Source organism: Streptomyces albofaciens JCM 4342, from assembly GCF_008634025.1.
In the GTDB taxonomy this organism is placed as follows: domain Bacteria; phylum Actinomycetota; class Actinomycetes; order Streptomycetales; family Streptomycetaceae; genus Streptomyces; species Streptomyces albofaciens.
In genome coordinates, this window is sequence record NZ_PDCM01000002.1 from 2,602,073 (window position 1) to 2,626,955 (window position 24,883).

The window sequence follows — 24,883 nt, forward strand, 5'->3', positions numbered from 1 at the left end:
CGGAGCCCATGGATCGCGCGGTTCGGGCTGCTGACTGCCGGACATCGACACCCCCACATTCCCCCCACGTTTCACTTACGCCCATGCTAAGACCTGCCCCGATCCGTACGACGCTGCCCGCCTACGATGACTTCCGTCCGTGGCACGCCCCAGCTCGCTCCCTCGACCAGGAGGAACCGTTGTCCGATCTCGACGCCTTCATCGCCGGACTGCCCAAGGCCGAGCTGCACGTCCACCACATCGGATCGGCGTCTCCGCGCATCGTCGCCGAGCTGGCCGCCCGCCACCCGGACTCCGCGGTGCCCACCGACCCGGAGGCGCTCACCGACTACTTCACCTTCCGGGACTTCGCCCACTTCATCCAGGTCTATCTCTCCGTGGTGGACCTCATCCGCGACGCCACGGACGTCCGGCTGCTGACGTACGAGATCGCCCGGGACATGGCGCGGCAGAACATCCGTTACGCCGAGCTGACCGTCACCCCGTACAGCTCCACCCGCCGCGGCATCCCGGATACGGCCTTCGTCGAGGCCATCGAGGACGCGCGCAAGGCCGCGGAGTCCGAGCTGGGCGTGGTGCTGCGCTGGTGCTTCGACATTCCCGGTGAGGCCGGGCTGGAGGCCGCCGAGGAGACCGCGCGGATCGCCTGCGACCTGCGCCCGGAGGGCCTGGTCTCCTTCGGGCTCGGCGGCCCGGAGATCGGCGTGCCGCGCCCGCAGTTCAAGCCGTACTTCGACCGTGCCATCGCGGCCGGCCTGCACTCCGTCCCGCACGCCGGGGAGACCACGGGACCGCAGACCGTCTGGGACGCGCTGACCGAGCTGCGTGCCGAGCGGATCGGCCACGGCACCAGCTCCGTCCAGGACCCGAAGCTGCTGGCCCACCTCGCCGAGCACCGCATTCCGCTGGAGGTCTGCCCGACCTCGAACATCGCCACCCGCGCCGTGCGCACCCTCGACGAGCACCCGCTGAAGGAGATGGTCGACGCGGGTGTCCTGGTGACGATCAACAGTGACGACCCGCCGATGTTCGGCACGGACCTGTGCCTGGAGTACGGCGTCGCCGCGCGCCTGCTGGACCTCGACGCGGCCGGGGTCGCCGCCCTGGCCAAGAACGCCGTCGAGGCGTCCTTCATGGACACCGCCGCGAAGGCCGCGCTGACCGCCGAGATCGACGGCTACACGGCGGCGTGGCCGCGGTGAGGGCCGCGCGGCGCGCGACGGCTTGGGCGCCGGTGCCCGCGCGGGGCCGGGTGGCGGTCATCGGGCACCGGGGCGCCCCGTACGAGGCGCGCGAGAACACCCTCGCCTCCCTGCGCGCCGCGCTCGAAGCGGGCGCCGACGCGGTCGAGATCGACGTACGGCTGACCGCCGACCGCGTCCCGGTCCTGCTGCACGACGCCGCCCTGGAGCGGCTGTGGGGCCACGACCGCCCGCTGGCCGCACTCACGTACGGCCAGGTCGCCGGACTCACCGCGGACGGCGTTCCGACCCTGCGCGAGGCCCTCGCGCTCACGGCCAAGTACCCGTCCGCGCGCGCCCTGGTCGACCTGCCCGACCCCGCGGCCGCGTCGGCCGCCGTCGCCGAGGTCCGCGAATCCGGCGCCGAGGACCGTGCGTACTACTGCGGCGGCGGGCTGTCCATGCTCGCCGTCCGCGCCGCCGACCCGGCCGCGGAGATCGCTCTCTCCTGGTGCCGTACGGCCCCGCCGCGCCCCGAACTGCTGGCCCGCGTCCGCCCGCGTTGGCTCAACTACCACTTCGGCCTGGTGACCCCGGAGCTCGTCGAACGGGCCCACGCGGGCGGGTACTTGTTCGCGGCGTGGACCGCCGACCTGCCCCGCACCGCGCGCCGCCTCAAGCGCGCGGGCGTCGACGCCGTCACGACCAACCGGGTGGCCGCCGTCCGCGCGGCGCTCTGAGGCGTACCGGCCCCGCGCGCCTCAGCTCCGTACCAGCCGCCGCGCCACGAAGTGCGACAGCACGGTGGCCGCCCCGGCGGCAGCCAGCCCGCCCGCCACGCCCCGCGCGTCCGTCGGGCGGAGCCGCCCCGCGCGCCGCAGCCGGCCGCGCGCCCACAGCGCGTACGGGACGACGATGACCGGTGAGGTGGCCGAGCCGGGGGTGTAGCCGCGTACGGCGGCGGCCTGCGCGAGGTGCACCAGGCCGTGCAGCCCGAACCCGTCCACCGCCCCCTGGAAGAAGGCCGAGCGGCCGCCGGTGCGGTGTCCGCGTGCCGCGGCGGCGGCCACGATCACCGCCATGGCGCCCACGGCGACCGTGAACTCCCGCTGGTCGACGCCCTCCAGCGCCCGCCAGAGCCGTTCGGGCGCGCCAGGGAACCGTTTCCGCAGCTCCGGCAGACGGTCCCGGATCCAGCGCGGCCCGAAGGCCACCTCCTCCGCGTCGTGCAACGCCCAGGCGGCGAGCAGTCCGAACGTGACGGCGGGGCTCAGGTCCTGCGTGTTCTGCGACATGAGCGGTGAGTCTGGCACGGCCGCGGAGGCCGCCCGCGAGGGGGGCAACGGTTCCGGGCAACGGGTCCGGGCACCCGTCCCGGTCACTGGTCCGGCGTGGCCCAACGGCCGCTCACATCCGGGCACTTACCGTCGCCGCTTGACCTTGTCACCGTGTCAGACCGTGCACTGGTGAGCACTGCCCGGCAGACGCCGCCCGCCCCGCACACGAGGAGACCCATGCTCGCCTACACCGGCTCCGGCCCGTACTGCTACAGCCACTCCCTGGCCATGGTGCTCGGCCCGGACGCCGCCCCGTCCCCCGCCGTCATCGAGACCCTCACCGGCTCGCCCTTCGGCATGCAGCTCGTCGGCGGCACCCTGCCGTGGTTCGACCCGTACGGCTGGGACCCGGAAGCCGGCATGGACGCCGCCGTGCCGGCGCTCGGCCTGCGCTGTGTACGCAGCGCAGGCGGCACCCAGGACCAAGCGCTGGCCCGGCTCGGTGCCGCCTGTGCGGAAGGCCCGGCCCTGGCCGGCCCGGTGGACATGGGCCTGCTGCTGTACCAGCCCGGCTCCGGCACCCCGACCGGCGCCGACCACTACGTGGTCGTGCTGTCGGTCGAGGACGGCACCGTCCTCCTCCACGACCCGCACGGACACCCGTACGCGACACTGCCCGCCCCGGCCTTCGCCGCCGCCTGGCGCGCGGAGTCGGTCACGTACACGGACGTGCCGTACGTGATGCGCTCCGCCTTCGTACAGGAGCGGGCAGCCGACCCGGCCGAGGCCCTGCGGCGGTCGCTGCCCGACGCCGTACGGTGGCTGGCCGGTCGTGACGACCTGCCGATGCCGCCCGGATCGCTCGGCGGCACGGCCGCCGCCGAAGCGCTGGCGGACCGCGTGGCCGAGGGCCTGCCGCCGGAAACCCGCGAACTGCTGCGCGTCTTCGCCGTCCGCGTCGGCGCCCGCCGCCTCAACGACGCGGCGGCCTGCCTCGCCTCACTGGGCCTCGATGTCCCGGCCGCCCTGCTGGCCGAGCAGTCCCGCATCGTCGGCGGCCTGCAACACCCTGTCGTCTCGGAGGACGACGGCGCCCTGGAAGCCGGCCTGCGGCGGCTGGCTCCTACGTACGGGAGGCTGCGTACGGCCTTGGAGCAAGCCGTCACGCGGAGCTGAACCGCGCGCCGGCCCCCGCCTCACAGCCCCACGATCCCGTTCCACTCCTTGGCGAACGCCGGGCGTTCCTTGGAGGTGATGTCGCGGGCGGTGGCCAGGCGCTTGCGCAGGGCGTCGTCGGGGAAGACCAGCGGGTCCTCGGCCAGCGCGGCGCGCTCCTCGTCCTTGGAGGAGGCGAGGACGTCGCGCGCGGCCGGTACGGGGCAGACGTAGTTGACCCAGACGGCCAGTTCGGCGGCGATCTCCGGCTGGTAGTAGAAGTCGACCAGCCGTTCCGCGTTGCGCTTGTGCTCGGCGCGGTCGGGGATCATCAGGCTCTCCGCCCACAGTTCGGCGCCTTCCTGCGGCACCACGAACTCGATGTCCGGGTTGTCCTCCTTGAGCTGGATGACATCGCCCGAATACGCCTGGGCCGCGAGCACATCGCCCGAGGCCAGGTCCTTGATGTAGTCGTTGCCGGTGAAGCGCCGGATGTGCTTCTTGGCGACCAGACGGCGGATCCGGTCCGTCATCCGGTAGAAGTCGTCCTCTTTCCAACGCGCGATGTCCACACCGTCGCCCTGCATGAGCATCGCGAAGGACTCGTCCATCCCGGACAGCAGCGTCACCCGTCCGCGCAGATCGTCCTTCCACAGGTCGGCGGTGTGCTGGATCTCCCGGCCGAGCTTCCTGCGGTTGTACGCGATGCCGGTGATGCCGGACTGCCACGGCACGGAGTGCCTGCGCCCCGGGTCGAAGTGCGGGTCGCGCAGCAGCGGATCGAGGTGGCGCGCGACGTTCGGCTGCCGGGCCCGGTCCATCTCCTGCACCCAGCCGAGGCGTACGTAGCGGCCGCACATCCAGTCGCTGATGACGATCAGGTCGCGGCCGGTGGGCTGGTGGTTCATCAGCGCCGGACTGATCTTGCCGAAGAACTCGTCGTTGTCGTTGATCTCCTCGGTGTACGTCACCGAGATGCCGGTGTGCTTCTCGAACGCCTCCAGCGTCGGCCGCCGCCGCTGGTCCCGCTCGTCCACGTCGATGTAGAGCGGCCAGTTGGCGAAGGTCAGGCGCCGGTCCCGGGCCGAGCGGTCGGGGGCGGCGCGGTCGGCGGGGGCGACGTACGCGGCGGGCACCCCGCATCCGGCCGCCAGCAGGGTCAGGGCCCCGGCCGCTCCCGTACCGACCGTGCTCCGTAGCAGCGAACGCCGCGAAAGTTCAGGCATGGCGTGCACTCTCACGTGCCGGGGGCGGCGACGGCAACCCGGCAGAACGTCGGCCGCCGGGCCGCCGCCCACGACGGTGTGCCGGGCGGCGGGGCGCCGCGCGGGCCCCGCCGCCCGGGTGGGCTCAGCCGTCCAGCGACGTCATCACGTGCTTGACGCGCGTGTAGTCCTCGAAGCCGTAGCCCGACAGGTCCTTGCCGTAGCCGGACTTCTTGAACCCGCCGTGCGGCATCTCGGCGACCAGCGGGATGTGGGTGTTGATCCACACGCACCCGAAGTCCAGCTTCTTGGACATCCGCATGGCCCGGGCGTGGTCCTTGGTCCACACCGAGGACGCCAGCGCGTACTCCACGCCGTTGGACCACTCGACGGCCTGGTCCTCGTCCCGGAAGGACTGGACGGTGATGACCGGCCCGAAGACCTCCTTCTGGACGATCTCGTCGTCCTGCTTGAGGCCGGAGACGACGGTGGGCGCGTAGAAGTAGCCCTTCTCGCCGACCTGGTGGCCGCCCGCCTCGATCTTGGCGTGCGCGGGCAGGCCGTCGATGAAGCGCTTGACCTGGGCGAGCTGGTTGGCGTTGTTCAGCGGGCCGTAGAGCACGTCCTCGTCGTCGACCGGGCCGGTCTTGGTGTCGGCGGCGGCCTTGGCGAGCGCGGTGACGAACTCGTCGTGGATGGACTCGTGGACCAGCACCCGGGTCGCGGCCGTACAGTCCTGGCCGGCGTTGAAGTAGCCCGCGACGGAGATGTCCTCGACGGCCTTGGCGATGTCGGTGTCCTCGAAGACCACGACCGGGGCCTTGCCGCCCAGCTCCAGGTGGACCCGCTTGAGGTCCTTGGCGGCGGACTCGGCGACCTGCATGCCGGCCCGCACCGAGCCGGTGATCGAGGCCATCGCCGGGGTCGGGTGCTCGACCATCAGGCGGCCGGTGTCGCGGTCGCCGCAGATGACGTTGAACACGCCGCGGCTGTGGCCCAGCTCGTCCAGCACACCGCCGATGATCTCGGCGATCAGCACGGTCGAGGCGGGGGTGGTGTCGGAGGGCTTGAGGACGACGGTGTTGCCCGCGGCCAGCGCCGGGGCGAACTTCCACACCGCCATCATCATCGGGTAGTTCCACGGCGCGACCTGCGCGCAGACGCCGACCGGCTCGCGGCGGATGATGGACGTGAAGCCGTCCATGTACTCGCCCGCGGCGCGGCCCTCCAGCATCCGGGCGGCCCCCGCGAAGAAGCGGATCTGGTCCACCATCGGCGGGATCTCCTCCGAGCGCACCAGCGCGATCGGCTTGCCGCAGTTCTCCGACTCGGCGGCGATCAGCTCCTCGGCCCGCTCCTCGAAGCGGTCGGCGATCTTGAGCAGGACCTTCTGGCGCTCGGCCGGCACCAGGTCGCGCCAGGCGGGGAACGCGGCCTCGGCGGCGGCCATCGCCGCGTCCACGTCCGCGGCGGCGGACAGCGGAGCGGTGGCATACGCCTCACCCGTGGCCGGGTTGACCACCTCCGTGGTCCGCCCGTCGGCGGCGTCCCGGAACTCCCCGTCGATGTAGTTGCGCAGCCGACGCAGTTCGGTGGTCACGAGCGACCCCTCCTGTCAGGTGTCCATTGGTTGAGATGCCCACCCTAGCCAGGAAGGCAACGTTTTCGACATACCCACAACGGATGAACGACGAAATCAGTGGCGTCGACTTCTCAGCACAACTGATTTCATTGAATCGGGGTTGCGGGACTGACGAGGCTCGTGCACAGTGAGGGCTGTGGCCACTCGTGACAGAAACGGCACCCAGTCGATCGACTCCGTCTCCCTGGCGATCATCGAGCAGCTCCAGGAGGACGGCCGCCGTCCGTACGCCGCGATCGGCAAGGCCGTGGGCCTGTCCGAGGCGGCGGTGCGGCAACGCGTACAGAAACTGCTCGACCAAGGCGTGATGCAGATCGTCGCGGTCACCGACCCCCTCACGGTCGGCTTCCGGCGGCAGGCGATGGTCGGGATCAACGTCGAGGGCGACCTCGACCCGGTGGCCGACGCCCTGACGGCCATGGAGGAGGTCGAGTACGTCGTCATGACCGCGGGCTCCTTCGATCTCCTCATCGAGATCGTCTGCGAGGACGACGACCACCTGCTGGAAATGATCAACAAGCGCATCCGCACGCTGCCCGGCGTCCGGACCACGGAGAGCTTCGTCTATCTCAAGCTCCGCAAGCAGACCTACACCTGGGGAACCAGATAGCCATGACCGCTGACCTCTCGAAGACGGCCTACGACCACCTGTGGATGCACTTCACCCGCATGTCGTCGTACGAGAACGCCCCCGTGCCGACGATCGTGCGCGGCGAGGGCACGAACATCTACGACGACAAGGGCAGGCGCTACATCGACGGCCTGGCCGGCCTGTTCGTCGTGCAGGCCGGGCACGGCCGCGCCGAACTCGCCGAGACCGCGCTCAAGCAGGCCCAGGACCTGGCGTTCTTCCCCATCTGGTCCTACGCCCACCCCAAGGCCGTGGAGCTCGCCGAGCGGCTGGCGCACCATGCGCCGGGCGACCTGAACAAGGTCTTCTTCACCACCGGCGGCGGCGAGGCCGTCGAGACCGCGTGGAAGCTGGCGAAGCAGTACTTCAAGCTCACCGGCAAGCCCACCAAGCACAAGGTGATATCGCGTGCGGTGGCCTACCACGGCACACCGCAGGGCGCGCTGTCCATCACCGGTCTCCCCGGCCTGAAGGCCCCGTTCGAGCCGCTGGTCCCGGGCGCCCACAAGGTCCCCAACACCAACATCTACCGGGCGCCGCTCTTCGGTGACGACCCGGAGGCGTTCGGCCGCTGGGCCGCCGACCAGATCGAGCAGCAGATCCTCTTCGAGGGCCCGGACACCGTCGCCGCCGTCTTCCTGGAGCCGGTGCAGAACGCGGGCGGCTGCTTCCCGCCCCCGCCCGGCTACTTCCAGCGCGTCCGCGAGATCTGCGACCGCCACGACGTGCTGCTCGTCTCCGACGAGGTCATCTGCGCCTTCGGCCGCCTGGGCACGATGTTCGCCTGCGACAAGTTCGACTACGTACCGGACATGATCACCTGCGCCAAGGGCATGACCTCCGGCTACTCCCCCATCGGCGCCTGCGTCATCTCCGACCGGCTGGCCGAGCCGTTCTACAAGGGCGACAACACCTTCCTGCACGGCTACACCTTCGGCGGCCACCCGGTCTCCGCCGCCGTCGCCTGCGCCAACCTCGACATCTTCGAGCGCGAGAACCTCAACCAGCACGTGCTGGACAAGGAGGACGCGTTCTTCTCCACCCTGAAGAAGCTCCACGACCTGCCGATCGTCGGCGACGTCCGCGGAAACGGCTTCTTCTACGGCATCGAACTCGTCAAGGACAAGACCACCAAGGAGTCCTTCGACGAGGAGGAGACCGAGCGCGTCCTGTACGGCTTCCTCTCCAAGGCCCTCTTCGAGAACGGCCTGTACTGCCGCGCCGACGACCGCGGCGACCCGGTCATCCAGCTCGCCCCGCCGCTCATCGCCGACCAGCCGGTCTTCGACGAAATCGAGCAGATTCTGCGGGGGACGCTGAAGGAGGCCTGGGAGAAGCTGTGAAGCCGGGGCGCACTCCTTGAGATGACGGGGCGTCCGGGGCCGGCTTCCCCCGGACCGCTCGGCTCGCGGCCCCGGCGTGCGCCGGGCGAGCCCGTACGCCCGCCGTCCACGCGAGCCGCGCTGCCGGCTCGCGCGCCCGCCCGTGGGGTGAGCAGGTCCGTGACCGTACGGACCTGCGCGCCTGCCGGGTGGGCGCGGTCCGCCCCGCAGCGCGCGGGCCCCGGACGCCTGCCGGCCCCGCCCTCCCCCCTTCAGCCCGCCTCTCTCACCCCTCCGCCCAGATTCTTCATATAAGCCTCCATTTGAGTGAACCTGGGCCGTGGTGCGCGCCGAGCGCCGAATACCGAGGGTCGCCACTCCTTACCGTGCCAGTGACCGATACCCTCCATGGTCGTTCACCCGGTCGGGGGAACGATCGGACGCGACGAGCATGAGGTGCGCAGATGGTGGCCCCACCTGACAACGACGTTCTCTGGGCGCGCGGCCTGCACCACACATACGCCGGCACCCGCGTGCTGACGGGGGTCTCCGTCAGTGTCCGCGAGGGCGAGATCCTCGCCGTCACCGGGCCCCGCGGCTGCGGCAAGACGACCCTCCTGCGGTGCCTTTCCGGCCAACTTGCGCCGGACAGCGGCGAAATCTGGTTCAACAGTTCACCGGTGCACACGCTCTCACCGGCCGGCCGGGAACGGCTGCGCCTGGAACGCTTCGGCTGGGTGGACACCGAACCGCACCTCGTCCCCGAGCTGACCGCCTGGGAGAACGCCGCCCTCCCGCTGCTCCTGCGCGGGACCGGCCACCGCGCCGCCAAGCAGACCGCCTGCGAGTGGCTGGAGCGTCTGGACGTGGGGATGTGCGCCCGCCAACGCCCCGGCCGCCTCGACCAGTCGCAGCGCCAGCGCGTCGCCGTCGCCCGCGCCCTGGCCGGCGCGCCGCGGGTGCTGTTCGCCGACGAGCCCACCGCGCCCCTGCACCGCGCGGACGCCGCGCAGGTCCTGCGCACCATCACCACGGCCGCCCGCTCGCACGAGATCACGGTCGTCCTCGCGACCCACGAGCCCGAGGCCGGCACCCTCGCGGACCGTACCGTGGCACTCCTCGACGGCCGCCGCGTCGGCGCCAAGGCCCCCGCCCCCGACAAGGAAAGCAGGGCAGAGTGCTCGCTCTCCGTCTAGCCCGCGGGGCCCACCCCCTCGTCCTGCTGCGCCGCCTGCTGGTCGCCGCCGCGTCCGGCGGCACCGGCTTCCTCCTGCTGGCCGCGCTCGGCCACGCCGCGGCCCACCCGGAGACGGCCGCCGACTCGTTCGCACGCCTTTTGTGGTGCGCCGTCCCGGTCGCGGCCACCATCCAGCTCGCCGTGTCCGCGGCCCGTACGGATCCCGCGTCCCGCCCCCATCGGGGCATGGCGGCCGCCGGGTTGGGCCCCGTACGGCTGACGGTGATCGCCGCCGCCTCCACGGCCGTGTCGTGCGTCCTGGGCAGCTTCGTCGCGCTGCTCGCCTTCCTCGTGGTGCGCGGCGACCTCGGCGGCGTCACCGCCTCCGACTCCGCCACCCGGCTCCTCGGCGCGGGCGGCCCCCTTCCGCTCGCCGGCGCGCTGATGCTCCTCGCCGTCGTCCCGGTGACGGCGGCCACCGCCACCGCCGTCGTCCTGCGCCCGCGGGTGAACGCCCGTGGCGGCGCACGGCGTACGGGCCCGGCCACCGGCGCCGGGGCCGGCGAGCCCCTGTCCGCCACGGCCGCCGGCGGCACCGCCTCCGCCGTGCCCGCCGGGCTCCCCTGGGGCGTCGCGCTGACGGCGGCCGGACTCGCCCTGGAGACCTACGTCAGCCGCGGCCCCGCCGACGCCGACACACTCCTGCCGTTGCCCGGACGCCTCATCGGCAGTCCGCCGGGCGTCCTGGCGGGCTGGGCGCTGTCCACCCTCGGCCTCGTCCTGGCCGGGCCCGGCCTGGCGCGGCTGTCCGGCCGCCTCCTGGCCGCCGGCCGCCCGGGGGCCGTCCGCCTGCTCGCCGGCCGCGTCCTCCAGGAGGAGTCCCGGCGCATCGGCCGCCCCCTGGGCGTACTCTGCGCCGTCGCCTCCGGCGCGTACGCGGCGGTGAAGGTGTACGAAGCGGCCCCCACCCGCCCGTTCGGCCCGCTCACCGGTCTGGGCGCGGCCCTCGTCCTGGCCTGTGTCACGGCCAGCGCCCTCACGGCGGCCCTCGAAGCCCGCTGGGCCCGTACGCACACCACCGCCGCACTGCGCCGCCTCGGCACGCCGCGCTCCCTCCTCTTCCGCGCCGCCGTCCTGCGCGTGCTGGCCCTCCTCGTCGTCCTCACCCCCTTGACCTGGGGCATCGCCGAGCTGGCCGCGCTTCCGCTGCTCCACTGAGCCGCACCCGACCGCCCCCGCCGGCCACCGGTCCGGCCCCTGCCCGGACTTGTCACACCGCCCGCCTACGATGACGACCGTGCAGCCGAACCCCGACTCCCCCGCGCACCACCGCCCCATCGAGCGCTCACCGCACCACCGCGGCGACCGCGAGATCGAGACGCTCGCCGCCTTCGACCGCGTCCTGGAGACCGGCAGCCTCTCCGGATACCGCGTCCAGTCGGTCGACCTGACCGGCCGCACCACCGCGCTGCTCGGCACGCCGGTCGCCGAGGCCGTCTTCCTCGGCTGCCGCATGGAACCGCAGGCCGCCGCGCGCGTCCGGGCAGGCGGCGCACTGGTCTTCCCGCCGATACCGGACCTGCCCTTCGATCCGTACCGCGGCCGCCTCTACTCGCCCGGCGAACTCTTCGCGTCCCTCGCCACCGCCGCCGGCTACGCCGCCACCCCCGACGCCCTGGCCCACGACTGGTACCAGCGGACCATGTCGGACGGCGACGTCTTCGCCTCGATGCTGCGCAGCATCCACGACGACGCCATCTCCGACGCGCTGGACGAACACCTCGCCGGCGCCCGCGTCGTCGGGGTCATGGGCGGGCACGCGCTGGAACGCGGGTCCGACGCGTACGAAGGCGCGGCCCGGCTCGGGCGGCGGCTCGCCCGCGCGGGCCTGACGGTGGCCACGGGCGGCGGTCCGGGCGCCATGGAGGCCGCCAACCTCGGCGCGTACGCCGCCCCCTTCGAGGACGCCATGCTCGACGAGAGCCTGGCCCTCCTCGCCAAGGTGCCGCACTTCACCCCCTCGGTGACCGACTGGGCGCGGGCCGCCTTCGAGGTACGCGAACGCCGGCCGGACGGCGGCGCTTCGGTCGGCATCCCCACCTGGTTCTACGGCCACGAGCCGCCCAACGCCTTCGCGACCCACATCGCCAAGTACTTCGTCAACGCGGTCCGCGAGGACGGCCTCCTGGCGCGCTCCAACGCCGGGGTCGTCTTCCTGCCCGGCGCGGCCGGGACCGTACAGGAGATCTTCGACAACGCCACCCCGAACTACTACGGGTCGCGGGGCGAGCCGACCCCCATGGTCCTCGTCGACCGCGCGCACTGGACCGAGAAGCTGCCCGCCTGGCCGCTGCTGCGGGCCCTCGCCGCCGGGCGCCCCATGTCCGCGAGGATCGCGCTGGTCGACTCGGTGGAAGAAGCGCCGGAAGCCCTCGCCGCCCTCATGGACGGGCCTCGCCGCGACCCGGCTTCCCGACCGGACGGGGCGGTTTCCTGACCGGCCGGGGTGGATTCCCGTCCGATTGCGTGCCCGAGGCAACTCCCGCCCCCGAATCCACGTCTGCCTAGCCAGGTAATGAACTGGTAAATCCAGGCAGTGCGCGAACGGAGTTCTTGGTGCTCATCGGTCTTCTGACGGCGGTAGCGGCTTCGGCCTGCTACGGCACGGGGTCGGTCCTGCAAGCGGTGGGATCGCGCAAATCCGCGCGTCGGGAAGCGGCCGCCGCCTCCACGACCGGCGTCACCCAGCATGGCGGCCCCAGTCTCTCGTCCACCGCCAAGGCCGCCGTGACCTGGGAATTCATGGTCGGCACGGTGCTGGACTTCATAGGGTTCGGGCTCGGCGCGCTGGCCGCCCGGCTGCTGCCGCTGTTCCTCTCGCAGACCGTCATCAGCGCCAACCTCGTCATCACCGCCGTGCTCAGCATCAAACTGCTCGGCATCCGGCTGAACGCGCGCGAGTGGGTCTCCATCGGCGTGGTCTGCTCGGCGCTGGTCCTGCTGGCCACGGCCGCCGGGCCGGAGGGCGGCGGTGACGCCTCGACGGCCACCCACTGGTGGCTGCTGGCCGCCTCGGTCCTGGTGATCGGCGGCGGCACGCTGGTCGTCCGGCTGCTCGGCAGCCGCGCCGCGATCCTCGCCGGTCTGCTGTCCGGCCTGGGCTTCGGCGCGCTCGGCGTCGGCGTCCGCGTACTGAACGGCATCGACCCGTTCCACCTGCCCACGCTGCTGGCCGACCCGGCGCTCTACGCCATTCTCGTCGCCGGCGTCGGCGGCATGTACCTGCACACGGTGGCCCTCCAGATCGGTTCGGTCAACGGCGCCACGGCGGCACTGGTGGTGGGCGAAACGGTGGTGCCCGGCATCCTCGGGGTGCTGTGGCTCGGCGACTCCTCCCGACCGGGCTTCGCCTGGATGGCCGTACTCGGCTTCGTCGTCGCGGTGGCCGGTGCCGTCGCGGTCGCCTGGTTCGGCGAGCCGGAGGGCGGTGCCGAAGCCCCGGATACGGCGTCGGGTGACGGCTCGGCGGACCCCGTACGCGCGACCGGGGCAGGGACAGGGGCAACGGCCCCGGACGGCACGCGGGCTCCGGACAGGGCCGCCGCCGGAGGGTGACGCCGGAGCGGCCCGGCGGACACCGGGCCGCTCCTCGTAGGGACGCCCCTCAGCGCTCCAGAACCACGACATCCCCGGCAAGGAACGCGACGCCCACCGTCTCCCCGTCCTCCGGGGCGTCCCGCAGCGCGCAGGCCGCCTCCAGCTGCGGGCCGTCGGCGGGCTGGAGGAGGAGGGTGACATGGGTGCCGCGGAAGGTGCGGGCCGTGACGGTGCAGGGCAGGCCTTCCGCGGCGGTCGTGATGCGTACGCCGGCCGGGCGTACGAGCAGGCGGCACGCCCCCTCCGGCGTTCCCTCCGGGACGGGGATCTTGCCCCACGGCGTGTCGGCCGCCTCGCCCCGTACGGTCGCCGTCACCACGTTGTCGAAGCCGAGGAAGCGGGCGACGAACTCGGTGGCGGGGCGCTGCCAGACCTCCAGCGGTGTGCCGCTCTGCGCGATGCGCCCCTCCTGCATGATCACCACCCGGTCGGCCAGCGCGAACGCCTCCCCCTGGTCGTGCGTCACGGCCAGCACGGTCGTGCCCACCTCGCCGAACACCCGCCGCAGTTCCACGACCAGGCGCTCGCGCAGGCCGCGGTCGAGCTGGCCGAGGGGCTCGTCCAGCATCAGCAGCCGGGGGCGGGGCGCGAGGGCGCGGGCCAGCGCGACGCGCTGCTGTTCGCCGCCGGAGAGGGCCGCCACGGCACGCCGCTGGGCGCCCGGCAGGCCGACGAGGTCCAGGAGTTCGGTCACCGTACGGTCCTGCTCGGCGCGGGGCACCCGGTGCATGCGCAGGCCGAAGGCCACGTTGCCGCCGACGTCCCGCTGCGGGAAGAGCTGGTGGTCCTGGAACATCAGCCCGACGCCGCGCCGGTGCGTGGGCACCTCCGCCTGGTCGCGCCCTTCCAGGAACACCCGCCCCGCGTCGGGGGCCTGGAGCCCCGCCACGACCCGCAGCAGGGTGGATTTCCCGCTGCCGCTGGGCCCCAGCACGCAGACGATCTCCTGTGCGGCGACGCTCAGGTCCACCGCGTCCAGTGCCGGCGGGCGCCCGTCCCGGAAGCGGACGGTGATGTCCTCCAGGCGCAGCAGGGTCCGGTCCGACGCCGTGTCAGCGTGTTCCGCCATCAAAATTCTCCGGCCTGATCGGTGCGGACGCGCTCCAGTGCCAGCAGGGCGCCCGCACACACCACCATCAAGATCGTCGACAGGGCCATCGCCTGCCCGTAGTTCAGTTCTCCGGCGCGTCCCAGCAGCCGTGCCACGGCGACCGGGAGGGTCGGGTTGTCCGGCCGGGCGATGAAGACCGTCGCGCCGAACTCGCCCAGCGACACGGCGAAGGCGAAACCCGCGGCGATCAGCAGCGCCCGCCGTACCAGCGGCAGGTCGACCTCGCGCCACACCCGCCACGGCGACGCCCCGAGCACCGCCGCGGCCTCCCGCAGCCGCTCGTCCACCGCGCGCAGCACGGGCAGCATGGTCCGTACGACGAAGGGCACCCCGACCAGCGCCTGCGCCAGCGGCACCAGCCACCACGAGGACCGCAGATCGAGCGGTGGCTCGTCGAGAGTGATCAGAAAGCCAAAGCCCACGGTCACGGCCGAAACTCCGAGGGGCAGCATCAGGAGCGCGTCGAATCCCCGCACCAGCCTGCCGCCCCGCCGCGTCAGCGCGGCCGCGGCCAGCCCGCCCACCACCAGGGCGATCAGCGTGGCAGCGGCCCCGTAGGCGAGCGAGTTCCGCAGGGCGTTCAGCGGGGCGACGGCGAAGGTGCTGTCCATGGAGGCGGCGGACTCCAGCGCCCGGTAGAACGTGAGCCCGTAGCCGTCCGGCCCGGCGAACGACCGCTCGACCAGTACGGCCAGGGGCACCACCAGCAGCAGCGTGATCACGACGAGCGTGCCCCACAGCAGCGCCCACTGCCCCGCGCCCTGGGGCCGCCGGGCCGTACGCGCCGGGTCGACCAGCGTGAGGGTGGCTTCCCGCCGCCGTACGGTCCAGGCGTGCAGGGCCAGCAGGGCCAGTACGGCGGCGAACTGCAGCAGCGTGAGGACGGCGGCCGTGGGGAGGTCCAGGAAGTCGGCGGTCTGCCGGTAGATCTCCACTTCGAGCGTGGAGAACCCCGGCCCGCCCAGGATCTGCACCACCCCGAAGGAGGTGAAGGTGAAGAGGAAGACCATCAGCGCGGCCGCCGCCACGGCCGGTGCCAGGGCGGGCAGCGTCACCCGGAACCACGCCTGCCGGCGGGACGCCCCCAGCACCCGGGCCGCTTCCTCCTGCCGCGGGTCGAGCTGGCTCCAGAGGCCGCCGACGGTCCGTACGACCACGGCGTAGTTGAAGAACACGTGCGCCAGCAGGATCGCCCATACGGAGGTGTCCAGCCGTACGCCCCACAGATCGTCCAGCACCCCGCCACGCCCGATCAGCGCGAGGAACGCCGAACCGACGACCACCGTCGGCAGGACGAACGGCACCGCGACGACGGACCGCAACAGCTTCTTCCCGGGGAATTCGAAGCGCGCGAAGACGTACGCGCCGGGGAGCGCGATCAGGAGCGTGAGCCCGGTCGAGGCCGCCGCCTGCCAGACGGTGAACCACAGGACGTGCAGCACGTCCGGGTCGGAGAGCACCTCACCGGCCCGGCCCAGCTGCCACTGTCCGCCGTCCTTCAGGCCCCGCCCCACGATCGCGACGACGGGGTAGGCGAAGAAGAGCGCGAAGAAGACGAGCGGCAGGGCCATCAGGGCCGGCCGCGAGACCGTTCCCCGTGAGACGCGCGCCCGCCTCTTGCGGCCGGTTACTTCAGGACGAGCGAGGACCACTGCTTGATCCACCGTTCGCGGTTCTCGGTGATCTTCTCCGGGGCCACCGTCCCCGGCTTGTCGATCTTCTCGCCGTACTTGGTGAACAGCTCCGGCACCTTGACGTCCGTACGCGCCGGATTGACGAACATCTGGAGCGGCACGTCCTCCTGGAACTTCTTGCTCAGCAGGAAGTCCAGCAGCGCCTTGCCGCCCTTCTCGTTCTTGGCGCCCTTGAGCAGGCCGGCGAACTCGGTCTGCCGGAAGCAGGTGCCGGTCGCGACGCCGGTCGGCGCCTCCTCGGGCTCCGGCTTCTTGCCGAGCACCTCGACCGGCGGGCTGGAGGCGTAGGAGACCACCAGCGGCTTGTCACCCTTGCCCTTGCCGGCCGCCGAGCCCGAGAACCGCTCGTTGTAGGCCTGCTCCCAGCCGTCCACGACCTCGACGCCGTTGGCCTTGAGCTTCTTCCAGTAGTCCTGCCAGCCGGACTCGCCGTACCTGGCGATGGTGCCGAGCTGGAAGGCCAGCCCGGGCGACGACGTGGCGGAGTTCTCGGTGACCAGCAGCCCCTTGTACTCGGGCTTGAGCAGGTCGTCGAAGGTCCGCGGCGGCGCGATCTTGTGCTCGGTGAAGTAGGCGCGGTCGTAGTTGACGCAGGTGTCGCCGTAGTCCACGGGCGTCACCCGGTGCTGCGCCTTGTCGAGCTGAAGCTCCTCGGGGACGCTCTCCAGCCCCTTGGCCTGGTACGGGCTGAAGATCCCTTCCTTCAGCCCCCGCGACAGCAGCGTGTTGTCGATGCCGAAGAAGACATCGCCCTGGGGGTTGGCCTTCGACAGGATCGCCTGGTTGACGGCCTTGCCCGCGTCACCGCCCTTGAGCACGTTGACCTTGTAGCCGGTCTGCCGGGTGAACTCCTCCAGTACGGACTTGGAGGCGTTGAAGGAGTCGTGGCTGACGAGCGTGACCGTCTTGGGGTCCGCGCTTTCGCCGCCGCCCGAGCCGCAGGCGGCGAGCGCCGTCAGGCCGGCCGCGACGGCCAGCGCGGTGACGGTGGCCCTTCTGGTGGTGCTCACTGGTTTTCCTCCTGGCTGGCCAGGAAGAGACGCGGCCCCACCCGGCGCTTCGTGGGGAAGGCCGGGCGGGGCGCAACAGCATGAGTGACGACCGAACTTCCTACCCGGAATGACCCGGGCGAGGTTCAAGGGTCTGCGGCACTGTGTGTCCGTGACGCTCGGTCCGTGACACTGCCGCACTCTCAGCGCTGTGGCGCTCCCCTGTCGGAATGTGCATTTGTTCGATCACACAGTACCAGCGGGCGCTCAGCGCTCCGCGGCGGCGAGCTGCCCGCAGGCGCCGTCGATCTCCTGCCCGCGCGTGTCGCGGACGGTCACCGGCACCCCGTGCGCGGCGATGGCCTCGACGAACGCCTTCTCGTCCGCCGGGCGCGAGGCGGTCCACTTCGAGCCGGGGGTCGGGTTCAGCGGGATCAGGTTGACGTGCACGCGCTTGCCCTTGAGCAGGCGGCCCAGCAGGTCGCCGCGCCACGCCTGGTCGTTGATGTCGCGGATCAGGGCGTACTCGATCGAGATGCGGCGGCCGGACTTCTCGGCGTACTCCCAGGCCGCGTCCAGCACCTCACGCACCTTCCAGCGCGTGTTGACCGGCACGAGCGTGTCGCGCAGCTCGTCGTCGGGGGCGTGCAGCGAGACCGCGAGCCGGCACTTGAGGCCTTCGTCCGCGAACCGCAGCATCGCCGGGACCAGGCCGACCGTGGAGACCGTGATGCCGCGCTGGGAGAGCCCCACCCCGTCGGGCTCGGGGTCGGTCAGCCGGCGGATCGCCCCCACGACCCGCTTGTAGTTCGCCAGCGGCTCGCCCATGCCCATGAAGACGATGTTGGACAGCCGGGCCGGACCACCCGGAACCTCACCGTCACGCAGCGCCCGCATGCCGTCGACGATCTGGTGGACGATCTCGGCGGTGGACAGGTTCCGGTCCAGCCCCGCCTGCCCCGTCGCGCAGAACGGACAGTTCATGCCGCACCCGGCCTGCGACGAGATGCACATCGTGACCCGGTCCGGGTAGCGCATCAGCACGGACTCCACGAGGGTGCCGTCGTGCAGCCGCCACAGCGTCTTGCGCGTGGTGTCGTCGTCACAGGAGATGTGGCGCACCACACTCATCAGCTCGGGCAGCAGCTCCGCCGCCAGCTTCTCGCGCGCCGCGGCCGGGATGTCGGTCCACTCCGCCGGGTCGTGCGCGTACCGCGCGAAGTAGTGCTGCGACAGCTGCTTGGCGCGGAACGGCTTCTCACCGGCCGCGGCCACGGCTTCGCGCCGCTCGGCGGGGGTGAGATCAGCAAGGTGCCGCGGGGGCTTCTTGGCTCCGCGCGGCGCGACGAAAGTGAGTTCTCCGGGCTTAGGCATGGTTCTTCCAGTGTCGCAGACGTACGAAGTGACGATCGCCGACGCGGACCGGGGGCGGTTCGGGGGCGCTCCAGGCGTACGAAAAGGCCCGCCACGCGGTGTGACGGGCCCCTCGTACGTACGGAGAACCGCTGGTCAGCCGGTACCGACGAAGATGACGTACAGCAGCCAGACGACCGGGGCGGTCGGCAGGAGGGAGTCCAGGCGGTCCATGATCCCGCCGTGGCCGGGCAGCAGTGTGCCCATGTCCTTGATGCCGAGATCCCGCTTGATCATGGACTCGCCGAGGTCGCCGAGCGTCGCGCTGGCGGCGACCGCGATGCCCAGCAGCAGGCCCTGCCACCAGGCGCCGTTCTCGATGATCAGCTCCATGGACAGCGCGCCCGCGATCATGGCGAACAGCACCGCGCCGAACAGGCCCTCGCGGGTCTTGCCGGGACTGATGCGCGGCGCGAGCTTGTGCTTGCCGAAGCGCCAGCCCACCGCGTACGCGCCCGTGTCGCTGACGACGGTCAGCAGCAGGAACGTCAGGACGCGCTGCGGCCCGTCGTCGGCGGCGAGCATCATCGCCACGAACGTCGCCAGGAAGGGCACGTAGAACGTCGCGAAGACGCCTGCCGTGACGTCCCGCAGATAGTTCTCGGGGGCCTCGGTCATGCGCCACACCAGGGCGGCGAGCGCGGTGAGCGCCATCGCCACCCAGGCGCCCTCCGCGCCGCGTACATAGCCGGCGACCACCATCGCCGTACCGCCGAGCGCGAGCGGCACCAGCGGCACCTTGATGTCCTTGCGCTCCGACAGCCGCGAGGTCAGCTCCCACAGGCCCACGACCACCGCGATGACTATCACGCCCACGAACAGCGGCTTGTAGACGAAGAGCGAGAACAGGATGACGGCACCGAGGCCGACGCCGACCCCTATGGCGGCCCGGAGATTGCGTCCCGCGCTCTTCTTCTGCGGTTTGTGGGGCTGCTGTGAACTGTCGGACCCCGGCAAAGAGGTGGACATGGGCTCCTGCGGCTGTTCATCGCGGAACAGGGGGCCGCTCGGCCGAGCGGCCCCCGAATCGTCCCGGTGGTCCCGGTCGTCGTCCAGAGGGTTCCGGTCGTCGTCCTGGTGTCCGCCTGCGTCGGGCACGATGGGCATGGGGCGAGTCTGCGCCGCCGCGCCCCAGTCGTGCGCGGGACCCGCCGAACCGACGGGTCCCTGGTCGGGTGGTCCCCATTGACCGGCTCGGCCGACGCCAGGCGGGGCCCCCCAGGATGACTCGTTCATCAGACCTCGAGGAGCTCGGATTCCTTGTGCTTGAGGAGCTCGTCCACCTGCGCGACGTACTTCGCGGTGGTGTCGTCGAGCTCCTTCTCCGCCCGGCGCACCTCGTCCTCGCCGGACTCCTTGTCCTTGACGAGCTTGTCGAGGGCGTCCTTGGCCTTGCGCCGGATGCTGCGGATCGAGACCTTCGAGTCCTCGGCCTTGTTCTTGGCGACCTTGATGAACTCCCGGCGGCGCTCCTCGGTGAGCTCGGGGAAGTTCACACGAATGATGTGGCCGTCGTTGCTCGGGTTGACGCCCAGGTCGGAGTCCCGGATCGCCTGCTCGATGTTGCGCAGGGCGCTCTTGTCGAACGGGGTCACCACGGCCATCCGCGGTTCGGGCACCGAGAACGACGCCAGCTGGTTGATCGGCGTCATGGCACCGTAGTAGTCCGCCACGATCTTGTTGAACATCGCCGGGTGCGCACGCCCGGTGCGAATCGCGGCGAAGTCCTCCTTGGCGACCACGACGGCCTTCTCCATCTTCTCCTCGGCCTCGAGGAGGATCTCTTCGATCACCACTTGCTCCTGGTCTTTTCGGTAAGAAGCAGAGCCTCGCCCCTGCCGCGCGTCTTCTCCTGCACGGTGTCCGACCGGCAGGCAGTTGTCCATCCCCGTGCCGGGCTCTTCCCCCGGCCCGGGGTTGCCGCCCGTACGGTGCGCTGCCCGTACGGCAATACGGCAGTTGGGGCCGTCAGGCCCGGGTGCCCTGATCGCTGACGAGCGTGCCGATCTTCTCACCCTTCACCGCGCGCGCGATGTTGCCCTCGGCGAGCAGCTCGAAGACGAGGATCGGAAGCTTGTTGTCACGGCAGAGCGTGATGGCGGTGGCGTCGGCGACCTTGAGGTCGCGGGTGATGACCTCGCCGTATTCGAGAGCGTCGAACTTCACCGCGTCCGGGAACTTCTTGGGGTCGGCGTCGTAGACCCCGTCCACCCCGTTCTTGCCCATCAGCATGGCCTCGGCACCGACCTCCAGGGCACGCTGGGCGGCGGTGGTGTCGGTGGAGAAGTACGGCATACCCATGCCGGCACCGAAGATGACCACGCGGCCCTTCTCCATGTGCCGCACGGCGCGCAGCGGAATGTAGGGCTCCGCGACCTGTCCCATGGTGATGGCGGTCTGGACGCGGCAGTCGATGCCCTCCTTCTCCAGGAAGTCCTGGAGGGCCAGGCAGTTCATGACCGTGCCGAGCATGCCCATGTAGTCGGAGCGGGCCCGGTCCATGCCGCGCTGCTGCAGCTCGGCGCCGCGGAAGAAGTTGCCGCCGCCGATCACGATGGCGATCTCGTAGCCGTCCCGGACCACGGCCGCGATCTCGCGGGCGATGGCGTGCACGACATCGGGGTCGACACCCAGTCCGCCGCCGCCGGCGAACGCTTCGCCCGACAGCTTCAGGAGGAAGCGTCCCTTTCCTTCGCTGTCGGCTTTGTGGGCTGTGTCCGCGCCGTCGGCACCCTGATTCATCACGCTCTCCTCGTGCACATACGAAGAAGGCCATTGCCGGGGGTCTGGTTCAGATCCCTGTACGGCAATGGCCTCCTCGTCACATCTGCGGCCGGCCGGTACGCGGCCGACTGCGTACGACCCTAGCGGGGCCGCAGGTCATTCGCTGGCCTTGGCGACAAGGCCCACGGCTGGGCTCAGGCGCCGACGCGGATGCGCGCGAAGCGCTTCAGCGAGACACCGGCCTCTTCCAGGACCTTCTCGACGGACTTCTTGTTGTCCTTCGCGAAGGGCTGCGCCAGCAGCGTGTTCTCCTTGAAGAAGCCGTTGACGCGACCCTCGACGATCTTCGGGAGGGCGGCCTCGGGCTTGCCCTCCTCGCGCGAGGTGGCCTCGGCGACGCGGCGCTCGTTCTCGACGATGTCGGCCGGGACGTCCTCACGGCTGAGGTACTTCGGCGCGAACGCGGCGATGTGCTGCGCGACGTCCTTGGCGACCTCGGCGTTCTCCTTGTCCAGCTCGACCAGGACGCCGACCTGCGGCGGGAGGTCGGGCATGGTGCGGTGCATGTAGGCGGCCACGTAGCCACCGGAGAACTGCGCGAAGCGGTCCAGGACGATCTTCTCACCGAGCGTGGCGTTGGCCTCGTCGACGTACGCCTGGACGGTCTTGCCGGCCTCGATCTCGGAGGCGAGCAGCGCCTCGATGTCGGCCGGGGAGGTCTTGGCGACGTGCGCGGCCAGCGCGTCGGCGACGGCCAGGAACTTGTCACCCTTGGCGACGAAGTCCGTCTCGCACTTCAGCTCCAGCAGAACGCCGGAGGTCTTGTCCTCGGAGATGAGGGAGACGACGGCGCCGTTCTCGGCCGAACGGCCCTCGCGCTTGGCGACGCCCTTCTGGCCCTTGACGCGGAGGATCTCCACGGCCTTGTCGACGCTGCCCTCGGCCTCGTCCAGGGCCTTCTTGCAGTCCATCATGCCGGCGCCGGTGAGCTCACGGAGCTTCTTGACGTCCGCGGCGGTGTAGTTCGCCATGGTCTGTGAATCTCTTCTCGAAATCTCGACAGTCGAAAGATCTACGGGTGGACGGCGGGGGCGGCGCGCTGCGCGCCCTCCCCCGCCGTCGTCAACCGGTCGTGCGGCGTCAGGCCTGCTCGGCGGCCGGCTTCTCGGCCTCGGGGGCGGCCTCGGCGGCGGGGGCCTCGGCGGGCTTGTCCTCGGCCTTGGCGGCGTCCTCGGAGTCGGCCTTCTTGTCACCCTCAAGCAGGTCGCGCTCCCACTCGGCGAGCGGCTCGCCGGCCTTCTCGCCCGGCTTCTGGTCGCCGGTGGCGGCGCCGGAGCGGGCGATGAGGCCCTCGGCGACGGCGTCGGCGATCACGCGGGTGAGCAGGGTGACGGAGCGGATCGCGTCGTCGTTGCCCGGGATCTTGTAGTCGACCTCGTCGGGGTCGCAGTTCGTGTCCAGGATGGCCACGACCGGGATGTTGAGCTTGCGCGCCTCGCCGACGGCGATGTGCTCCTTCTTGGTGTCCACGATCCAGACGGCGCTGGGCACCTTCTGCATCTCGCGGATGCCACCGAGGGTCTTCTCCAGCTTGGCCTTCTCGCGGGAGAGGACCAGGAGCTCCTTCTTGGTGAGGCCGGAGGCGGCCACATCCTCGAAGTCGATCTGCTCAAGCTCCTTCAGGCGCTGCAGGCGCTTGTAGACGGTCGAGAAGTTGGTCAGCATGCCGCCGAGCCAGCGCTGGTTCACGTAGGGCATGCCCACGCGGGTCGCCTGCTCGGCAATGGCCTCCTGGGCCTGCTTCTTGGTGCCGACGAACATCACCGAGCCGCCGTGGGCGACGGTCTCCTTGACGAACTCGTAGGCGCGGTCGATGTACGACAGCGACTGGAGCAGGTCGATGATGTAGATGCCGTTGCGCTCCGTGAAGATGAAGCGCTTCATCTTCGGGTTCCAACGGCGGGTCTGGTGCCCGAAGTGGACGCCGCTCTCCAGCAGCTCCCGCATCGTGACGACGGCCATGGCCGTACTCCTCGTGTTACTCGGTTCCACTGCGACCGGGCGGCCGCGGTGCCTGACGCCCCGGCGCGCTCTGCCGGGGAAGAGACCTTGCGGGGCCTTCCGAGGACCGAGGGGCGCGGCCACCGTGCTGCCCGAAAAGGGACTGTTGCGCCGGTGGCGGGGCGTGCGAAGTCGACCCGGTGACCCGGATCGCCACAAGAAGTGTACGGGACCGCCGAAGGGGCGGGCGACACGCTCCTTTCGGCCATGTGGGGGTGGGGGTGGGATGGGGCTGGGGTGAGGTTGGGGTGGGCGGGTTTTGGGGTGCGGGGGCTGAGTCCGGGTTTGAGCCGGGTCCGAGCCTGGGGCCGAGGTCAGGTTTGAGCCGGGTCCCGGGCCGGGTCCCGAAGCAGGTACCGAACCGGGTCCCGAGCCGGGTCCCGAGCCGGGTCCCGAGCCGGGTCTGGCTGTGGGGACTGGGCGCGGGGACTGGGTGCGCGCATCGCGACTGGGTGCGCGCATCGGGACTGGGCGCGCAGATCGGGGCGAGGCGAGCAGATCGGCGGGGCGCGCAGATCGGGGCGGGGTGCGCAGATCGGGGCGGAGCGGCGGGGCAGGCATCGCACGGGTGACGGGGTTGTACACAACCCGCGGGTAATCCACTGATCCGGCTCAAGATCCCCAAGCTGCGGCGGAACACGTCATCGTCGCGGCATGCACCCGCGAACCCGAACCGTTTCCGAGGCTGTACGCAACGTGATCACGCGGTGGTCGGCGTTTCAGCAACCGACCACCCATCCGACGCTCCCCAAGTCCCCCGAGCCCCCCGAGCCCACACCCATCACCCGCCGGAGGCGGGCGGCACGGACCACGTGGCCCCGTCGCCCCACCGTCCGCCTCCTGCCCTTGTGGGCGGCGGGCACCACGCTGGCCCTGCTGTCCGCCGGAGCGGCCGCAGCCGGTGGAATCCTCCCCGGGGCGGGAGCCGGGCCACCTGGTCCCGAGGGCGCGACAAGGTCCCCCCAGCACCGGCCGGCACCGACGATCGACGGCTCCGCCGGTTCCGGGCCGGACCGCCCTCCGCCAGGGGTGGTCGGCGAACGTGCGTGGCCGGTCGTCGGAACGGCGGGCGCGCGGCCCACCGTCGCGCGCGGCTGGGAGCCTCCGCCCGCCCCGTGGGCGCCCGGCCATCGGGGTGCGGACCTCCTGGCGACCGCGAACGCGACGGTACGGGCCGCCGCCCCAGGCCGCGTCCTCTTCACCGGCGAGGTGGCGGGCCGGGGCGTCCTGTCCATCGAGGTGGCGGCGTCCGGAACCCCACCGCTTCGCACCACGTACGAGCCGGTCCACCCGACCGTCCGCAAGGGCGACCACGTCACAGCGGGCCAGCCGGTGGCCACCCTCGCCCCGGGCCCGTTCCACTGCTCCACCCCATGCCTGCACTGGGGCCTGCTCCGCGGTAAGACCTACCTGGACCCGCTCTCCCTGCTCCCACCGTCGATACGACACTCCGCGCCATCGCGGCTCCTCCCGATCACGGCCGCACGGGCGTCGGGGGGCGGACGGACCAAGATCGGAACAGGGAACGGCGTCAGGGCGGGAGACCCATGGAGGGAGACCACCCGTAGGGGGAAAGCGCGGACGGGGCAGGCCATGGATCGCGGGCCGTGAACCGGAAGCCGTAGCCCTGGGACCTCGGGCGTT

General features: G+C 71.5%; 22 protein-coding genes. 10 read left to right on the top strand and 12 right to left on the bottom strand.

Features of this window, described 5'->3' with window-relative positions:
* The first annotated feature begins 83 nt into the window (after window positions 1–83).
* On the top strand, window positions 84–1,202 hold the full coding sequence (locus CP973_RS31220; RefSeq protein WP_425282039.1) for an adenosine deaminase: 1,119 nt from the start codon (window positions 84–86) through the stop codon (window positions 1,200–1,202).
* Entirely contained in the window at window positions 1,199–1,921 is a 723-nt protein-coding gene (locus tag CP973_RS31225; protein WP_244410285.1) for a glycerophosphodiester phosphodiesterase, read from the top strand. The genes CP973_RS31220 and CP973_RS31225 overlap by 4 nt, the downstream gene beginning before the upstream one ends.
* Window positions 1,922–1,942: 21 nt before the next feature.
* Here the strand turns inward: CP973_RS31225 and CP973_RS31230 are convergent, their stop codons facing one another.
* Window positions 1,943–2,476 carry an HXXEE domain-containing protein gene (locus tag CP973_RS31230; protein ID WP_150247201.1) on the bottom strand — a complete coding sequence of 178 codons (534 nt, stop codon included), beginning with the start codon at window positions 2,474–2,476 and terminating at the stop codon, window positions 1,943–1,945.
* A gap of 219 nt (window positions 2,477–2,695) precedes the next feature.
* Between CP973_RS31230 and CP973_RS31235 the strand changes: the two genes are divergently transcribed.
* Window positions 2,696–3,634: a hypothetical protein gene (locus CP973_RS31235; RefSeq protein ID WP_150247202.1), complete on the top strand. Its 939-nt coding sequence runs from the start codon at window positions 2,696–2,698 to the stop codon at window positions 3,632–3,634.
* A gap of 20 nt (window positions 3,635–3,654) precedes the next feature.
* On the opposite strand, the gene CP973_RS31240 is transcribed toward CP973_RS31235, so the two are convergent.
* Both CP973_RS31240 and CP973_RS31245 read right to left on the bottom strand, forming a co-directional pair.
* Complete coding sequence (locus CP973_RS31240; RefSeq protein WP_150247203.1) at window positions 3,655–4,839, bottom strand: polyamine ABC transporter substrate-binding protein; 1,185 nt, start codon at window positions 4,837–4,839, stop codon at window positions 3,655–3,657.
* Between the two features lie 124 nt (window positions 4,840–4,963).
* Complete coding sequence (locus CP973_RS31245) at window positions 4,964–6,418, bottom strand: gamma-aminobutyraldehyde dehydrogenase (RefSeq protein ID WP_150247204.1); 1,455 nt, start codon at window positions 6,416–6,418, stop codon at window positions 4,964–4,966.
* 178 nt (window positions 6,419–6,596) lie between these two features.
* Between CP973_RS31245 and CP973_RS31250 the strand changes: the two genes are divergently transcribed.
* The 6 genes from CP973_RS31250 to CP973_RS31275 all read left to right on the top strand — a co-directional run bounded on the left by CP973_RS31250 (window position 6,597) and on the right by CP973_RS31275 (window position 13,205).
* Window positions 6,597–7,070: an Lrp/AsnC family transcriptional regulator gene (locus CP973_RS31250; protein ID WP_003980199.1), complete on the top strand. Its 474-nt coding sequence runs from the start codon at window positions 6,597–6,599 to the stop codon at window positions 7,068–7,070.
* 2 nt (window positions 7,071–7,072) lie between these two features.
* Complete coding sequence (locus CP973_RS31255) at window positions 7,073–8,434, top strand: aspartate aminotransferase family protein (RefSeq protein ID WP_150247205.1); 1,362 nt, start codon at window positions 7,073–7,075, stop codon at window positions 8,432–8,434.
* Between the two features lie 443 nt (window positions 8,435–8,877).
* A complete protein-coding gene (locus CP973_RS31260; protein WP_150247206.1) occupies window positions 8,878–9,609 on the top strand; it encodes an ABC transporter ATP-binding protein in 732 nt (243 codons plus the stop codon).
* Window positions 9,591–10,808, top strand: coding sequence for a hypothetical protein (locus tag CP973_RS31265; RefSeq protein ID WP_150247207.1), 1,218 nt, complete (start codon window positions 9,591–9,593; stop codon window positions 10,806–10,808). Before CP973_RS31260 ends, CP973_RS31265 begins: the two co-directional genes overlap by 19 nt.
* Window positions 10,809–10,878: 70 nt before the next feature.
* On the top strand, window positions 10,879–12,087 hold the full coding sequence (locus CP973_RS31270) for an LOG family protein (protein ID WP_425282040.1): 1,209 nt from the start codon (window positions 10,879–10,881) through the stop codon (window positions 12,085–12,087).
* A 119-nt stretch (window positions 12,088–12,206) separates the two neighbouring features.
* Entirely contained in the window at window positions 12,207–13,205 is a 999-nt protein-coding gene (locus CP973_RS31275; RefSeq protein ID WP_150247208.1) for a DMT family protein, read from the top strand.
* A gap of 49 nt (window positions 13,206–13,254) precedes the next feature.
* Here the strand turns inward: CP973_RS31275 and CP973_RS31280 are convergent, their stop codons facing one another.
* From CP973_RS31280 to rpsB, 9 genes are all read right to left on the bottom strand, one after another.
* Entirely contained in the window at window positions 13,255–14,316 is a 1,062-nt protein-coding gene (locus CP973_RS31280) for an ABC transporter ATP-binding protein (protein ID WP_150247209.1), read from the bottom strand.
* Entirely contained in the window at window positions 14,316–15,929 is a 1,614-nt protein-coding gene (locus tag CP973_RS31285; RefSeq protein WP_150247210.1) for an ABC transporter permease, read from the bottom strand. Before CP973_RS31285 ends, CP973_RS31280 begins: the two co-directional genes overlap by 1 nt.
* Window positions 15,930–15,985: 56 nt before the next feature.
* Window positions 15,986–17,062: a thiamine ABC transporter substrate-binding protein gene (locus tag CP973_RS31290; RefSeq protein ID WP_150247211.1), complete on the bottom strand. Its 1,077-nt coding sequence runs from the start codon at window positions 17,060–17,062 to the stop codon at window positions 15,986–15,988.
* Window positions 17,063–17,308: 246 nt separating this feature from the next.
* Window positions 17,309–18,415 carry a dual-specificity RNA methyltransferase RlmN gene (gene rlmN, locus CP973_RS31295; RefSeq protein ID WP_150247212.1) on the bottom strand — a complete coding sequence of 369 codons (1,107 nt, stop codon included), beginning with the start codon at window positions 18,413–18,415 and terminating at the stop codon, window positions 17,309–17,311.
* A gap of 135 nt (window positions 18,416–18,550) precedes the next feature.
* Window positions 18,551–19,690 carry a phosphatidate cytidylyltransferase gene (locus CP973_RS31300; protein WP_150247213.1) on the bottom strand — a complete coding sequence of 380 codons (1,140 nt, stop codon included), beginning with the start codon at window positions 19,688–19,690 and terminating at the stop codon, window positions 18,551–18,553.
* A complete protein-coding gene (frr, locus tag CP973_RS31305) occupies window positions 19,690–20,247 on the bottom strand; it encodes a ribosome recycling factor (RefSeq protein ID WP_150247214.1) in 558 nt (185 codons plus the stop codon). The genes CP973_RS31300 and frr overlap by 1 nt, the downstream gene beginning before the upstream one ends.
* A 175-nt stretch (window positions 20,248–20,422) precedes the next feature.
* Window positions 20,423–21,196 (bottom strand): UMP kinase, encoded by a 774-nt coding sequence (gene pyrH, locus CP973_RS31310; protein ID WP_003980212.1) that lies wholly within the window; start codon window positions 21,194–21,196, stop codon window positions 20,423–20,425.
* A 176-nt stretch (window positions 21,197–21,372) separates the two neighbouring features.
* On the bottom strand, window positions 21,373–22,209 hold the full coding sequence (gene tsf / locus CP973_RS31315; RefSeq protein WP_150247215.1) for a translation elongation factor Ts: 837 nt from the start codon (window positions 22,207–22,209) through the stop codon (window positions 21,373–21,375).
* A 109-nt stretch (window positions 22,210–22,318) separates the two neighbouring features.
* Window positions 22,319–23,200, bottom strand: a complete 882-nt coding sequence (gene rpsB / locus CP973_RS31320) for a 30S ribosomal protein S2 (RefSeq protein WP_003980214.1) — start codon at window positions 23,198–23,200, stop codon at window positions 22,319–22,321.
* A 693-nt stretch (window positions 23,201–23,893) separates the two neighbouring features.
* Between rpsB and CP973_RS31325 the strand changes: the two genes are divergently transcribed.
* Window positions 23,894–24,850: a M23 family metallopeptidase gene (locus CP973_RS31325; protein ID WP_150247216.1), complete on the top strand. Its 957-nt coding sequence runs from the start codon at window positions 23,894–23,896 to the stop codon at window positions 24,848–24,850.
* The last annotated feature ends 33 nt before the right edge of the window (window positions 24,851–24,883 follow it).

Excerpts from the sequence above, each read along its gene's own strand:
- CP973_RS31220 (WP_425282039.1), top strand. The coding sequence starts at position 84 with ATGCTAAGACCTGCCCCGATCCGTACGACGCTGCCCGCCTACGATGAC.
- CP973_RS31230 (WP_150247201.1), bottom strand. The coding sequence starts at position 2,476 with ATGTCGCAGAACACGCAGGACCTGAGCCCCGCCGTCACGTTCGGACTG.
- CP973_RS31235 (WP_150247202.1), top strand. The coding sequence starts at position 2,696 with ATGCTCGCCTACACCGGCTCCGGCCCGTACTGCTACAGCCACTCCCTG.
- CP973_RS31240 (WP_150247203.1), bottom strand. The coding sequence starts at position 4,839 with ATGCCTGAACTTTCGCGGCGTTCGCTGCTACGGAGCACGGTCGGTACG.
- CP973_RS31255 (WP_150247205.1), top strand. The coding sequence starts at position 7,073 with ATGACCGCTGACCTCTCGAAGACGGCCTACGACCACCTGTGGATGCAC.
- CP973_RS31260 (WP_150247206.1), top strand. The coding sequence starts at position 8,878 with ATGGTGGCCCCACCTGACAACGACGTTCTCTGGGCGCGCGGCCTGCAC.
- CP973_RS31270 (WP_425282040.1), top strand. The coding sequence starts at position 10,879 with ATGACGACCGTGCAGCCGAACCCCGACTCCCCCGCGCACCACCGCCCC.
- CP973_RS31280 (WP_150247209.1), bottom strand. The coding sequence starts at position 14,316 with ATGGCGGAACACGCTGACACGGCGTCGGACCGGACCCTGCTGCGCCTG.
- CP973_RS31285 (WP_150247210.1), bottom strand. The coding sequence starts at position 15,929 with ATGGCCCTGCCGCTCGTCTTCTTCGCGCTCTTCTTCGCCTACCCCGTC.
- rlmN (WP_150247212.1), bottom strand. The coding sequence starts at position 18,415 with ATGCCTAAGCCCGGAGAACTCACTTTCGTCGCGCCGCGCGGAGCCAAG.
- CP973_RS31300 (WP_150247213.1), bottom strand. The coding sequence starts at position 19,690 with ATGAACGAGTCATCCTGGGGGGCCCCGCCTGGCGTCGGCCGAGCCGGT.
- pyrH (WP_003980212.1), bottom strand. The coding sequence starts at position 21,196 with ATGAATCAGGGTGCCGACGGCGCGGACACAGCCCACAAAGCCGACAGC.
- tsf (WP_150247215.1), bottom strand. The coding sequence starts at position 22,209 with ATGGCGAACTACACCGCCGCGGACGTCAAGAAGCTCCGTGAGCTCACC.
- rpsB (WP_003980214.1), bottom strand. The coding sequence starts at position 23,200 with ATGGCCGTCGTCACGATGCGGGAGCTGCTGGAGAGCGGCGTCCACTTC.
- CP973_RS31325 (WP_150247216.1), top strand. The coding sequence starts at position 23,894 with ATGCACCCGCGAACCCGAACCGTTTCCGAGGCTGTACGCAACGTGATC.